The sequence below is a fragment of the Cellvibrio sp. UBA7661 genome, assembly GCA_002483365.1.
Taxonomy (GTDB): domain Bacteria; phylum Pseudomonadota; class Gammaproteobacteria; order Pseudomonadales; family Cellvibrionaceae; genus Cellvibrio.
Map to the genome: position 1 here is coordinate 37,600 of DLHT01000003.1, position 13,204 is coordinate 50,803.

Annotated in this window: 11 protein-coding genes; 8 read left to right on the forward strand and 3 right to left on the reverse strand. The window is 49.7% G+C overall.

Going from position 1 to position 13,204, the window contains the following annotated elements; genetic code table 11:
* Positions 1–76 precede the first annotated feature (76 nt).
* From leuS to axe2C, 5 genes are all read left to right on the forward strand, one after another.
* Positions 77–2,671: a leucine--tRNA ligase gene (gene leuS / locus B2739_RS00475; RefSeq protein ID WP_331343918.1), complete on the forward strand. Its 2,595-nt coding sequence runs from the start codon at positions 77–79 to the stop codon at positions 2,669–2,671.
* 151 nt (positions 2,672–2,822) lie between these two features.
* Positions 2,823–3,398 (forward strand): LPS assembly lipoprotein LptE, encoded by a 576-nt coding sequence (gene lptE, locus B2739_RS00480; protein WP_331343919.1) that lies wholly within the window; start codon positions 2,823–2,825, stop codon positions 3,396–3,398.
* A 1-nt stretch (position 3,399) separates the two neighbouring features.
* Positions 3,400–4,449 carry a DNA polymerase III subunit delta gene (holA, locus tag B2739_RS00485; protein WP_331343920.1) on the forward strand — a complete coding sequence of 350 codons (1,050 nt, stop codon included), beginning with the start codon at positions 3,400–3,402 and terminating at the stop codon, positions 4,447–4,449.
* 125 nt (positions 4,450–4,574) lie between these two features.
* Entirely contained in the window at positions 4,575–5,306 is a 732-nt protein-coding gene (locus B2739_RS00490; RefSeq protein WP_331343921.1) for a GDSL-type esterase/lipase family protein, read from the forward strand.
* Between the two features lie 10 nt (positions 5,307–5,316).
* On the forward strand, positions 5,317–6,375 hold the full coding sequence (axe2C, locus tag B2739_RS00495; protein WP_331343922.1) for a bifunctional acetylxylan esterase/glucomannan deacetylase AxeC2: 1,059 nt from the start codon (positions 5,317–5,319) through the stop codon (positions 6,373–6,375).
* A gap of 80 nt (positions 6,376–6,455) precedes the next feature.
* Here axe2C and B2739_RS00500 read toward each other — a convergent pair whose 3' ends face one another.
* Both B2739_RS00500 and B2739_RS00505 read right to left on the reverse strand, forming a co-directional pair.
* On the reverse strand, positions 6,456–9,038 hold the full coding sequence (locus B2739_RS00500) for an efflux RND transporter permease subunit (RefSeq protein ID WP_331343923.1): 2,583 nt from the start codon (positions 9,036–9,038) through the stop codon (positions 6,456–6,458).
* Positions 9,039–9,208: 170 nt separating this feature from the next.
* Positions 9,209–9,541 (reverse strand): SelT/SelW/SelH family protein, encoded by a 333-nt coding sequence (locus tag B2739_RS00505; protein ID WP_331343924.1) that lies wholly within the window; start codon positions 9,539–9,541, stop codon positions 9,209–9,211.
* A gap of 138 nt (positions 9,542–9,679) precedes the next feature.
* Between B2739_RS00505 and B2739_RS00510 the strand changes: the two genes are divergently transcribed.
* From B2739_RS00510 to B2739_RS00520, 3 genes are all read left to right on the forward strand, one after another.
* Positions 9,680–10,510 carry an FHA domain-containing protein gene (locus tag B2739_RS00510; RefSeq protein ID WP_049631037.1) on the forward strand — a complete coding sequence of 277 codons (831 nt, stop codon included), beginning with the start codon at positions 9,680–9,682 and terminating at the stop codon, positions 10,508–10,510.
* Positions 10,511–10,577: 67 nt separating this feature from the next.
* Positions 10,578–11,108 (forward strand): inorganic diphosphatase, encoded by a 531-nt coding sequence (gene ppa / locus B2739_RS00515; RefSeq protein WP_331343925.1) that lies wholly within the window; start codon positions 10,578–10,580, stop codon positions 11,106–11,108.
* Positions 11,109–11,336: 228 nt separating this feature from the next.
* Positions 11,337–12,635, forward strand: coding sequence for an MFS transporter (locus tag B2739_RS00520; RefSeq protein ID WP_331343926.1), 1,299 nt, complete (start codon positions 11,337–11,339; stop codon positions 12,633–12,635).
* Positions 12,636–12,714: 79 nt separating this feature from the next.
* Here the strand turns inward: B2739_RS00520 and B2739_RS00525 are convergent, their stop codons facing one another.
* A complete protein-coding gene (locus tag B2739_RS00525; protein ID WP_331343927.1) occupies positions 12,715–13,134 on the reverse strand; it encodes a PilZ domain-containing protein in 420 nt (139 codons plus the stop codon).
* Between the last annotated feature and the right edge of the window lie 70 nt (positions 13,135–13,204).

Consider the following 13,204-nt stretch of genomic DNA (forward strand, 5'->3'; position numbering starts at 1 on the left):
CCCCTTTTCAACCTCATCCCTCTATAATCATCGCCTTTCTCACATTCCCATTTTCAGTAATAGGCCGTACACGTCCATGCAAGAACAATACAACCCCGCCGAAGTCGAAGCACAAGCACAGCAATACTGGGAAGCCAACAACAGCTTCAAAGTGGTTGAAGACACCAGCAAGGAAAAATTCTATTGCCTGGCGATGTTCCCCTACCCCAGCGGCAAACTGCACATGGGCCATGTGCGCAACTACACCATTACTGATGTGATCGCCCGCTACCAACGTATGCAGGGCAAAAACGTATTGCACCCCATGGGCTGGGACGCGTTCGGCCTGCCCGCCGAAAATGCCGCGCTCAAGCACAATACCGCACCGGCCAAGTGGACCTATTCCAATACCGACCACATGCGCAGCCAACTCAAGCAATTGGGCTTCGGTTTTGACTGGTCGCGCGAGCTCACCACCTGCACCCCCGAATACTACAAATGGGAACAGTGGTTCTTTACCCGTTTGTACGAGAAAGGCTTGGTGTACAAAAAAATGTCCACCGTGAACTGGGACCCAATCGACCAAACCGTATTGGCGAATGAGCAGGTGATCGACGGTCGCGGTTGGCGCTCCGGCGCATTGGTTGAACGCAAAGAAATTCCGCAGTGGTTTATCAAAATCACCGACTACGCCGAAGAATTGCTGAACGATCTGGACAAGCTGCCCAACTGGCCAGAGCAAGTAAAAACCATGCAGCGCAACTGGATCGGCAAAAGCCGCGGTCTGGAAATGCGTTTTGATCTGGCATCTGCTGTAGGCGAATTCACCAGCTTCGATATCTACACTACGCGCCCGGACACCCTCATGGGGGTGACTTATGTAAGCCTCGCCGCTGAGCATCCTATTTCCAAATTTTTAGCCCAGAGCAATCCGGCGCTCGCGCAATTTATTGCAGATTGCAAAGTGCAATCCGTCGCCGAAGCCGATATTGCGACTATGGAAAAGAAAGGCATGGATACCGGCATTAAAGCGCTGCACCCCATCACCGGTGAACCGGTTGCGGTGTGGGTCGCCAACTATGTGCTGATGGATTACGGTTCAGGTGCAGTGATGGCAGTTCCTGCCCACGATCAACGCGATTACGAATTTGCGCAGAAATACAATTTGGGAATTACTCAAGTGATCGCGCCCGCCAATGGCGAAGCAATCGACTTGAGCAAAGCCGCTTTCACCGAAAAAGGCGTGCTGGTTAATTCCGGTGAGTACGATGGACTCGACTTTAACGCCGCGTTTGATTCCATCGCCAGCACCCTGGAAATGGCAGGCAAAGGCCGCGTAAAAACCAATTACCGTTTGCGCGACTGGGGTGTATCCCGCCAGCGTTACTGGGGCGCACCTATCCCTATGTTTAACCTGCCTGAAGGCGGTGAAATTCCGGTTCCTGCGCACAAGTTGCCCGTGTTACTTCCGGAAGATGTGGTGATGAACGGCGTGCAATCGCCCATCAAAGCCGATCCGGAATGGAAAAAAGACGAATTAAATGGCCAATACGTTGAGCGCGAAACCGATACCTTCGATACCTTCATGGAATCCAGCTGGTACTACGCACGCTACACCTGCCCGAATTTTACCGATGGCATGATCAACAAAGCCGCGGCCGATTACTGGTTGCCGGTGGATCAGTATGTGGGCGGTATCGAACACGCGATTTTGCATTTGCTCTACTCGCGTTTCTTCCACAAATTAATGCGTGATGAAGGCCTCGTCAGTGGCGATGAACCCTTCGAGCGTCTGCTCTGCCAGGGCATGGTAAATGCCGAATCTTTCTTCACCAAAAGCGAAGGTAAAGAGAACTGGATCGAACCGGAAAATGTGGTTATCGAGCGCGATGACAAAGGCCGCTTTATTTCCGCCAAACACAAAACCACCGGCGAGCCAGTGGAATTTGGCGGCGTGATCAAAATGTCCAAATCCAAATCCAATGGCGTTGATCCGGAAAGCGTAATCAGCCAATACGGCGCCGACACCGTCCGCTTATTCACCATGTTCGCTGCTCCGCCAGAGCAAAGCCTGGAGTGGAGCGATTCCGGTGTAGAAGGTGCGAGCCGTTTCTTGCGTCGTTTGTGGAAGGCTGTTGAAGGTCACATCAATGCAGGTACACCCGGCAAGCTTGACGCAGAAAACCTGCCACAAGCACAGAAAGATTTGCGCAGAAAAACCCACGAGACCATCCAAAAAGTCAGCGACGATTACGGCCGTCGCCAAACCTTCAACACCGCTATCGCTGCGGTGATGGAATTGTTGAATGAAACCAGCAAACTCGCTGACCGCGCCAACCCGCAAGGTTTGGCGGTAGAACGCGAAGCACTGGAAGCGGCGATTTTATTACTCGCTCCGATTGTCCCGCACATCACTCATGCGCTCTGGTCAGAACTGGGCAACAAAGAAATTCCGTTGAACCAACCCTGGCCAACTCTGGATGAAAGCGCACTGACTCGCTCCACCGTAGAAGTGGTTGTGCAAGTAAACGGCAAGTTGCGCGGTAAGCTGGATGTCGCCGTTGATGTACCCAAAGAGCAACTCGAAGCTGAAGCACTTGCACAAGAAAATGTGCAGCGTTTCCTCGAAGGCGTAACCGTGCGCAAGGTAATTGTGATCCCTAATAAATTGGTCAACATTGTTGCTAATTAAAAGCAAATCCCCCTAGCCCCTTTTTCAACGGGGGAATTTTGGTGCACAGAATCACCAAAAGATTTAATGAGCAGGATGCGAGATTCAACAGGGAGTTTGCCCCTCCCTTTGAAAAAGGGAGGCTGGGAGGGATTTACAATACAGGTCTGTTATGAAAAAAATTATTGCCGGTTTATTAATTCTTTCTCTCTCCGCGTGCGGCTGGCATTTGCGCGGCTCTGCTGTGGGTGGCGATAAACTGGCAATGACCGCACCACTGGATCTCGCTGTCATCGCCACCGACGATCACAGTCCGCTGATCAACAGCCTGCGCCAATTATTTCCTGCCTACAAAATCAGTGAACTGACAGCGCCTATTAATTCATCAGTTACTAACCCATCACCCACAAATACACCGCTTACATTGCATATAGAGCGGGAAGTAATGGACAAACGCACAGCAGGTGTCGGTAGCGACGCCCTGACGAGCGCCTATGAAATTATTCTCAGCGTAGATTATCGCGTAAGCAATGCCCAGGGCATTCTGACACCGCGCAACACCAGCGCACGCATCTCGCGCACCTACAATTACAACGTGAATAACGCCAATGGCGCAGCACAGGAAGAAGAGTTGATACTGCGTGAAATGCGCCGCGAATTGGCTAGCAGTATTTTGCGCCGGGTAAAAAATATCAGCGCAAATCCCGCTCCTGTTCCAACGCCCTCTGCCCCCGTTGCGACAGAATAAAATGCCCAAATTGCGCGCCGAACAATTAGGAGCCGCACTGGGCAAACACTTGTCTGCTATTTATTTAGTATCGGGTGATGAGCCCTTATTAATTCAGGAATCCTGCGACCAAATCCGCGCTGCTGCGCGCAAAAATGGTTTCAGCGAGCGCGAGCTTTATCATGTCGATACCAGTTTTGATTGGAATCAGTTGCTCGCTGCAGCGAACAGCTTGTCCCTGTTTGCAGAAAAGAAAATCCTTGAAGTGCGCATGCCCAGCGGCAAACCCGGTGACAAAGGCGGAAAAGTGTTGCAGGAGTATGCGCAATCACCAGCACCGGATAATTTATTGTTGATCGTCACTGAAAAACTCGATGGTGCGACACAAAAAAGCAAATGGTTTAAAGCCATTGAAGATGCAGGACAACACATCCAAATTTGGCCGGTTACTCCCGCGCAACTACCGCGCTGGATTGGCGTGCGTTTGCAACAAGCAGGACTACACGCCGACAGCGATGCGATAGACCTGCTTGCCTCACGCATTGAGGGCAACCTGTTAGCCGCTGCCCAGGAAATTGAAAAATTAAAACTGCTCACTACCGATAACCGCGTCAGCTATGAGCTTATGGCCTCGGTTGTTGCTGACAGCGCGCGTTACGATATTTTCGGCCTGACCGATAAAGCATTGCACGGCGATGCCCGCGCAGCCGTGCGCACCCTGCAAGGATTAAAAACGGAAGGCACAGAACCGATTAATATTCTCTGGGCAGTGACACGCGAAATTCGCGCATTGGTGCAAATTTCACAGGCAGTCGCACAGGGAAAACATTTTGATTGGGCGGCCAAACAAGCCGGTGTATGGGATAAACGCCAACCGCTGATGCAGGCGGCGCTGCGCAGATTAAAACCAGCGCAATTGCAACAATTGTTGCGCAAAGCCAATGGCATTGATAAAGCGGTAAAAGGCATGCGCAATGCAGAGCCATGGGATGAGTTACTGGATTTGATTTTAAATATCGCCGGTGTTCAAAGCTTGAACTCACACAATGAACGGCTAAGCTTGAAAAACTAAAACAACATATAAAAACATAAGCACACCAGTGCACCTTATCAAAAACACGCAGCCTGCACGGCAATTGATTGGTTTACACCATATCAATTGCCAAAATTAAAAACTTCACTACGCAGGAAACCTCTATGTTTCGTCACCCTATAATCTGGATATGTTTGCTTTCTTTTTTGGCCGGTTTCGCTCACGCAAAACAGGATGAAACGCCCGCTGGCACAATCCCCACAAAACGTACGATTGAATTTGACTGGATGCCAGTTAAAAACTGGGACAAGCGCCACGCTGAAGATGTCGTTGTCGCACAGTATGAAGAAGTTGATCTGTTGTTTATTGGCGACTCCATTACCGCAGGTTGGGATTGGCAACTCTGGGACAAGCACTTCAAACCGCTCAAGGCCGCTAACTTTGGTATCGGTGGCGATCACACTGCGAATGTACTCTGGCGTTTACAGCACGGCGCTATAGGCAATATGCAACCCAAGCTTATTGTATTGATGATCGGCGTCAATAATTTTGGCCATCTGCACGAGACACCAGAACAAGTAGCGCAAGGTGTTGCCAAGGTTGTCGCGCAGCTACAGCTAGCTTGGCCGCACAGCAAAATTCTGCTCAATGGCGTATTTCCCTTTGATCAACTGGCGAGCTCGGATAACCGCAAGCATGTTAAAAAATTAAACCACCTTATTGCGCAACTTGGTAACCAAACAACGATTTTCTTTAAAGATTACGGTGCCCTGCTGCTGGAAAAAAACGGCAATATATCCACTGACATCATGAATGATTTTTTGCATCCCACCCCAAAAGGCTATCAAATTTGGGTGGATGCAATGCTGCCCGACATTCAACAGTTATTAAAATAGGCGGCGCATCATGAAACACTACGCACAATATATTATTTCGCTAGTGATGATTTTATTTATGAGCGCCAACCTCTTCGCTGAAACCATTAATGCTAACGATGAACGCATTGGTCTTATGGGGAGAACACAACAGCAAGGTGATGGCAGTGTGCGCTTCGCGTACCCTGGTGTAACGTTTTTGCTGGAAGTGAAAGCATCAAAACTGGAGATGGTTGCGCAGAGCAATACAGGAAACGGCTGGATTGATGTGATTGTGGATGAAGGCCCCGCAATAGCCATCCAACTTGCAAAAGAGGCTACCACGGTGGAATTATTTCGCTTTGCGACCACAGGCAAACACAGTGTACGCATCGTTAACCGCACCGAAACCTGGCAAGGCATATCAACCATCAAAACATTTACGTTAGATAAAGGCGAATTACTCCCACCGCCATTATTACCAAAACGCAAATTGTTATTTCTGGGTGACTCAGTTACCTGCGCCGAAATGATTGACCGCATCCCGGGTGAAAAACCGAACCCATCCTGGTCAAACGCACGCGAATCCTATGGCATGCTCACTGCCGCTGCATTAAATGCACAAGCGCAATTAGTGTGTTACGGAGGAAGGGGGCTGGTGCGCAGCTGGAATGGTAAAACCGATGAATTGAATCTACCGGATTTTTATCCACTCACTATTGCAGACCAGGCAGCACCGGTTAGCTGGAATAAAAAAGCGTATCAACCCGATTTAATTGTCAGCGCCATAGGCACCAATGATTTCAGCACCGATATTCCCGAACGCGAGACCTATGTACGCACTTACGTAAAGCTGGTTAATCAATTACTTAAAGATTATCCGCACGCACATATTGCACTCACCGAAGGAGCTATTTTGCATGGCGATAAAAAAGCGGCACTAATTGATTATATTCGCGAAACGATTTCGCGCGTGAATGCAGCTCGTGTACATCAAGTCACATCGCCACATTATCCCGGGGACGAGCAAGATGCCCACCCGACCAAATCACAACATGCAGCCATGGCAGCAGATCTGGCACCCCAACTCAAAGCGCTAATGGATTGGTAATCGATTAACAAAAATAAAAGACAACAACGACAAATAAAAAAGGGCGCGATATATCGCGCCCTTTTTTTCAACCGGAAAATTTATTTTTCCGGCCCGAATGGTTTCATCAATAAAATCAGCTTCGGCAGCAATGTGAGTGAACCAACCACCGCCATCAACATAGCAAATGCCGTCAATGCACCGAAATAAATGGATGGAATAAATTCCGACAACATCAGGATGGAAAAACCAACAATAATGGTGACCGAGGTGTAGTACATCGCGCGGCCGATTGATGCATGCGAGCGATGCATAGCTTCAACATAATTGTGGTCGTGCGCAAACTCGGCACGGAAGCGATAGAAATATTGGATCGCCTGATCCACCCCCACGCCAACCACAATCGCTGCGATAGTTGTGGTCATCATATCCAGCGGAATTCCTACCAAACCCATCGCCCCCAACACGGTTCCCGCTGCCAGAATATTTGGCAGTATGGCAATAACAGCAATTTTAATTGAGCGGAACAGCGCCATCATCATCAGCATGATCGAAACAAACACGACACCGATGGTTGAAATTTGCGAGGCAAATAAACTCTGCAACATATTGTTATACAACACCAACATGCCGGTGAAGTTCACTTGCTCGGGGTGAAACCCACCTTCGGTGATAGCGTATTGGCGAATTTTTTCGACCAATTCAGCGCGCTTCAAATCAGGTGTTGTTTCAATCACACGCAGGGTAATTCGTGTTTGCTGTTGCTCATCCGACAAGTACGGCCTGATCAGAAAACCTTTGATATCGTCCGAAAGCATATTGCGCATAACGTTCAATTCAAAATCGTTAAGCTTGCCTTTATTAATATCGCGCGCCAACTGATACACCGTTGCCAACGATTGCACTTTGCCAACTTCCGGCAAAGATTCCAGATAATTATGCAACTGTTTGATTTGATCCAAACCTGCCACACTAAACCAGTAACTCGATGCTGATGAAGTGGTATCACTGTCTTCGGCAAACGCATCTTCATCGCCTACTTCAGCGAAAGGATCTTCTTCCAAATCCATGTCGCTTGCCGGGTCGGCAGTTGTATCTTCAGCAAAAGGATCTTCTTCTATTTCTTCATCACTTTCATTGATGACAATTGTGTTCTTTTCAGCATCCAAAATAATATCGAGCGTTACCGTACCGCCGAGCTGGCGATCAATAACACTTAATCCCTGATGGATTTCACTGTCGTCTTTAAAATAATCAACAAAGCGATTCTCCACTTCCAATTTGCTGATTCCCCACACACCAACCAATGCAATCAACACACTCAGCAATAGAATTTTCCCACCATGAAATTCTGCCAGCTTTGAAAACCTTACTGTCAATGCCGCCGAATTGTCACCGCGATCTTTAGGCTCGCCTTTGGGCAGGATCATCAAACCGGCAGGCAGGATGACAAACACCAACACAAAACCCACACACAAACCGATCGTCATCATCCAGCCAAAATCAATCACCGGGCGAATGCCGCTCATCACTAATGACATAAATGCGACTATGGTGGTCAAGGCCGAATATAAACAGGGAATGGCCATATCGCGCATGGTTTGCAATACCAAATCGGCTTGCGACATATCCGGGTCAATTGCATGTAATTCACGGTAGCGCACCACAACATAGATCGTAAATGCGAACACCATGATCAATAACAGAGCAACAAAGTTGGATGATATGACTGTAAGCCGCCAATCAATCCAGCTGAGCCAACCCAGCATCAAGGTTACCGACATTAAACAAACGGTTAACGGCAAAATTACAAAACGCCATTGGCGGAATAAAAAGGCGAGCATAAAAATAATAAAAGCGATAAGCGCACTGCCAAACACCACCAGATCGCTTTTGATATAAGCGATCATATCGGTAGTGATCATGCTCACACCGCCCAGGAAAATTTGCGCGCGATCCTGATACTTGCTAACGATACCGCGCACAATTTCCACACGCGCAGCATCTTGCGCTGCCGTTGCGGTCCGGTATGCAAGAAATTCTGCAGAAACACGTTCCAACTCTTTTACTTCTGTTTCACTCAGCCCTTCTTTATGACGCTTTAAACGCAAAGCATCGCGATGACGCGCCATTTCAATGTATTGATTATTCACTTTCAGATTGAGCAGGATCGCCGACGTAGTGCCATCGGCACTCAGCAACATATCGCGGTAAATCGGGCTGGTTAAAAATTCTTGCTTGACCAGCGCACGATCGACACCGGGCGTTAACAAGGTGCGTGTTGATTCTTTTTGCTCCGCCAAGGTACGCATTGGGCTGTACAGCAGCGGGACATCGATCATCGAATACACACTCGCCACACCATCGACATTCGCTAATTCATCGCGCAGCTGTTTAAGTGTGTTGATCGATTCATCGGAAAACATTTCGGCTTTGGGTGCATAAGTCAGCACCAGAAAATCACCGCTTTGGTAGCGCTTGGAAATTTCGCGCAAGTAATCAATAGAAGTATCGTGTTCCAGTGTGAGCGAATCAGCAGAGGCATCCAATTTGAAATTGGTCATGCCAAAGGCGGCCACAATGGTGAGGATCACAAGACCGGTAAACACATGGTAGGGACGGTTGATAACCAGCGCGCGATAAAGACGGTTAAGTGACAAATAAAAGCGTGAAAGTATCTGCATGGAAAAATCCGGTTGGTAGGGGTTCCCTGAACGACAAAAACCGGGCGGTAATTGCCTGTGAGACATCGCCCGGACGTGGCCGCCATTATGCCAGCCACACCTGGGCAAAACAGTAAAAAGGCCATTAATCCGGCCGCGGGAAACGATTTGTTACAAAAGTAAGTGGAAAGTCAGTCAGATTTTTTATGGCCATCGCTATGACCAAGGGATCGATCAGGGCAAAGCACATCGCGCACACGCTGCTTAAGCTCCTTGGCCTCCGGAAAACCGCCATCGCGAACCCTGTCCCACACCAGCTCATTATTGAGCCAGACATGGAAAATCCCGCCGGTGCCCGGGTGCAACGCAACCTCATCCAGCTCGCCGTCAAAGGTACTGAGCAGCTCTTGCGCGAGCCAAGCCGAGCGCAGCATCCAGCGGCACATATTGCAGTAGTGAATCACCACTTTGTTGTTAGCCTCGGGAGCTGCCAATGGAGAGTCAGCAACAGGAATATCAGCCATACAATTGCCCTTTGGGGTATGAGTTAATAGAATTCGATGGTAATGTCATTCAACTTACGGGATCGACGCCAAAATCGGCTTTATCAGGGTAGATACACACATAAAAGATTATTTAGACGACAAAAATACGGATCGGCCATGCTTAAACTTCATTTTAAGGACAATCGACGCCCGCCCTTGTGGGTTGTTGAAAAACTGTTCTCGATTGGCAGCTCCGCAGACAATCATCTGGTTATCGACGATAAAGACATAGATCCCGTACACGCCAAGGTCATCCAGGAAAACACCCGTTACTTACTCAAGGACAACAACAGCACCAGCGGCTGCTTTGTGAACGGCCAGCGCATCACCCAGAAAGAAATCCTGCCCGGCGATATTATCAAAATCGGCAGCGCCGAAATCATTGTACTCGACCCCCGCAGCCTACCCGATAAAACCAAAGAGCCTGCCGCTGCACCCTGGCGGCTTGTCTCTGACAGCAGCTGGCTGGCTGGCAAACATTTTATGCTGATGCCTGAGCGCGCAACGGTCATTGGGCGCGGCAACCAGTGCGATATCGTTATTCCCGGTACGCATTTGTCGCGCCGCCATGTGGAAATCAGCGTCGAGGGCAACCATCTGCGCATCAAAGACCTTGGCTCAGCCAACGGCACCTACCTGAATGAATTGCGGGTCGATAACGCTACCGCCAATAACGGCGACCGTTTGCGACTGGATGTGTATAGTTTCCGCATTGTTGCGCCCGATCTGGAAGAGAATAAAACCCGCATCCGCAAACCGATTGATGAGCTGAGCAAACCCATCGAGCGCAAGCTGCCCAGCAGTGAGCCCAAGCGCTGGAAAACACGCCCGACATCACCGGGCAACCGCATTGAGCCCGATACCCAACGAAGCCGCCGCACCACCTGGTTAATCCTTGCTGCAGCGACCCTCGCAGTGGCTGCTATCGCTGCCTTTTTGTTGTGGTAGAATCCGCCGCCGATCAGCTCAAAGAATTCCATAACCTTCTGCAATCCTTACACATCAGGTATCTACCATGAGTTTTGAACTTGTCCCCGCTGGCAAAAGCCTGCCCGATGACTTCTACGTTGTTATCGAAATCCCTATGAATTCCGGCATCAAATACGAGATCGACAAAGACAGTAATTCACTGTTTGTTGACCGTTTGGTTAGCACCGCCATGTACTATCCATGCAACTACGGTTATATCCCGCAAACCCTGTGTGGCGATGGCGATGCCGCTGACGTGTTGGTGGTATTCCCTCAGCCAGTACAAGCAGGTTCCGTGATTCGCTGCCGCCCACTGGGCGTGTTGAAGATGACCGACGAAGCCGGCGAAGATGCAAAAATCGTTGCCGTTCCGCACGACAAACTGACTACCCTGTACAGCAATGTCAAAACCCTTCAAGACCTGCCGGAAATTACCCTGAAGCAGATCGAGCACTTCTTTGAGCACTACAAAGACCTGGAAAAAGGCAAGTGGGTTAAAGTGGCTGGCTGGGGCGATTTGGAAGAGGCGCGCGCTGAAATCCTTAAAGCCGCTGAAACCTACAAAGCCGGCAAATAAGCCAACCTGCACCAAACTGGCATCAACCGCCTGATCAGGTGAGAGAGATCACAAAGGCCACCCAGAGTGGCCTTTGTTCCCAAGGTGGATTACAAAAGCATTATCGGCAGGGAATACGCCAACAAGAATACAACCAGTGGCAGTGAATAGCGCCGGATACAAACCTGACAGCACGAGCAGGTGGCGTTGTCACACAACAATAACAGTGAACAACACAAGGTATTTACCATGAGTTCTGCCCCTGCGACCAAACACCCCCTTCTGTGGGTGCCATCCGGTTATTTTACGATGGCATTGACCTACAACATGCTGACCGCTGCCGCCGTGGTGATGTTCAGCAACCTCGGCATGAATAACACCGAAGCCGCCGCTTACGCCAGCGCACTCGGCCTCGCCTACACCATCAAGCCATTCTTCGCCGCCTTTCTGGAAATGTACAAAACCAAAAAGTTTTTTGTACTGCTCTGCCAAATCCTGCTTGGTGTTGGCTTTATCGGCGTTGCCCTTGTCATGGGTTTACCGAACTACATCACCTTGATGCTCGCCTTTTTCTGGGTATTGTCTTTTATCGGATCATCACAAGACATCACCACCGATGGGGTTTATGTAACCTCGCTCGATGCCAAATCCCAGGCGCTGTATTGCGGCTGGCAAAGCCTGAGCTGGAATCTGGGCAAGCTTGCCATGATGAGCGTGATGGTGGTGCTCAGCGGCGTACTGCACGAAGATTACTTCGGTCTTGATCCTCACGTATCTGGCCCCGAGTGGATCAAATCCTGGCAGATCGTCTTCGCCTTGTTGGGTGTGCTGATGCTGATTATGGCGCTTTGGCACTGGCGGGTTATGCCCGAAGGCGCACGCGCAGAGAACACACCACGCAATCCGAAAGAGGCGATAAGCACTCTGGTCGATGCCTTTATCACCTTCTTCCAGAAGCAAGGTATTTGGCTGATGATCGGTTTTGCGTTGTTATTCCGCATCAGCTTCGGCTTCCTCAATGCACCCAGCATGCTGTTCATGAAAGACAGCGTAGAAAATGGCGGCCTCGCGCTCACCAATCAGGAATTCGGGATTATTTACGGCACCCTGGGGCTGGTTGCATTGCTGGTCGGCTCATTGATCGGCGGCGCTTATGTCGCTAAAAAAGGCTTGCAAAAAGCGCTGTTCCCGCTCTGTTTCTGCGTCAACATCCCCAATATCACCTTCTTGTTGATGGCCATCTATCAACCGGAAAGCCATGCGTTGATTAGCGCCGGTGTCATTATTGAGCAGTTCTTCTTTGGTATTGGCTCAGTCGGGTTCATGATTTATTTAATGCAGCAACTCGCGCCCGGTAAATACGCCACTACGCACTATGCATTCGGTACTGCACTGATGGGATTGTGCATGATGCTCACCGGCATGGTGAGCGGGGCGCTGCAGGAAAGCATGGGTTACGTCGGCTATTTTATTTTTGTGATGGCGGCAACCATCCCGTCTTTTCTGATCTGCTGGTTCGCGCCCTTCCATCACAAGCATGACCAATAAAGAAAGAGTGAAAGACCTGCAATAAAAAACCGGCCCTGAGCCGGTTTTTTATTGGCTGCTACCTGTAAGGAAATGGCAACTAATGTGTCTGCGCCTGTCCATCAAAGTCCGCTGAGTAGCGTTCGATCCACTCCAGTGCCGCCTCTTCACTGGTTAACCTGCGCCCCTTTAATGCCAGGCGCTGGCGATAATCTTCTATCTGGCACACCTGCTCCACCATGCGTGTACGAAAGAACTCATCGTCGCTGGTAAAACGCACACCCACCTCATATTGGCTGGATGACTGTTCGCGTCGCCACATAATAACACCGCGCCCATGATAGTCAGGCTTGGTGACGGGAATATCGAACTCCACCAGAGTCCCCACCTTGACCGGTTTATCGGTGACAAAACATAAACCGCCCGCGCTCAGGTTGCGCACCCGCACACGCGATGCTTCATCGCCGCCTGCACAGACCTGAATAGGGATAGACGTGGGATGACGGATATAAGTACGCATAGCCAATCGCTCGCAAAAGATGGGGCACACCTAAAAGTGTAATCCAGCACACCCGGCAAAACAGACGCAA

What these genes read in the sequence shown, in the direction of transcription:
- lptE (WP_331343919.1), top strand. Translation starts at nt 2,823, where the DNA reads ATGAAAAAAATTATTGCCGGTTTATTAATTCTTTCTCTCTCCGCGTGC.
- B2739_RS00520 (WP_331343926.1), top strand. Translation starts at nt 11,337, where the DNA reads ATGAGTTCTGCCCCTGCGACCAAACACCCCCTTCTGTGGGTGCCATCC.
- B2739_RS00500 (WP_331343923.1), bottom strand. Translation starts at nt 9,038, where the DNA reads ATGCAGATACTTTCACGCTTTTATTTGTCACTTAACCGTCTTTATCGC.
- leuS (WP_331343918.1), top strand. Translation starts at nt 77, where the DNA reads ATGCAAGAACAATACAACCCCGCCGAAGTCGAAGCACAAGCACAGCAA.
- B2739_RS00505 (WP_331343924.1), bottom strand. Translation starts at nt 9,541, where the DNA reads ATGGCTGATATTCCTGTTGCTGACTCTCCATTGGCAGCTCCCGAGGCT.
- holA (WP_331343920.1), top strand. Translation starts at nt 3,400, where the DNA reads ATGCCCAAATTGCGCGCCGAACAATTAGGAGCCGCACTGGGCAAACAC.
- B2739_RS00510 (WP_049631037.1), top strand. Translation starts at nt 9,680, where the DNA reads ATGCTTAAACTTCATTTTAAGGACAATCGACGCCCGCCCTTGTGGGTT.
- B2739_RS00525 (WP_331343927.1), bottom strand. Translation starts at nt 13,134, where the DNA reads ATGCGTACTTATATCCGTCATCCCACGTCTATCCCTATTCAGGTCTGT.
- ppa (WP_331343925.1), top strand. Translation starts at nt 10,578, where the DNA reads ATGAGTTTTGAACTTGTCCCCGCTGGCAAAAGCCTGCCCGATGACTTC.
- B2739_RS00490 (WP_331343921.1), top strand. Translation starts at nt 4,575, where the DNA reads ATGTTTCGTCACCCTATAATCTGGATATGTTTGCTTTCTTTTTTGGCC.
- axe2C (WP_331343922.1), top strand. Translation starts at nt 5,317, where the DNA reads ATGAAACACTACGCACAATATATTATTTCGCTAGTGATGATTTTATTT.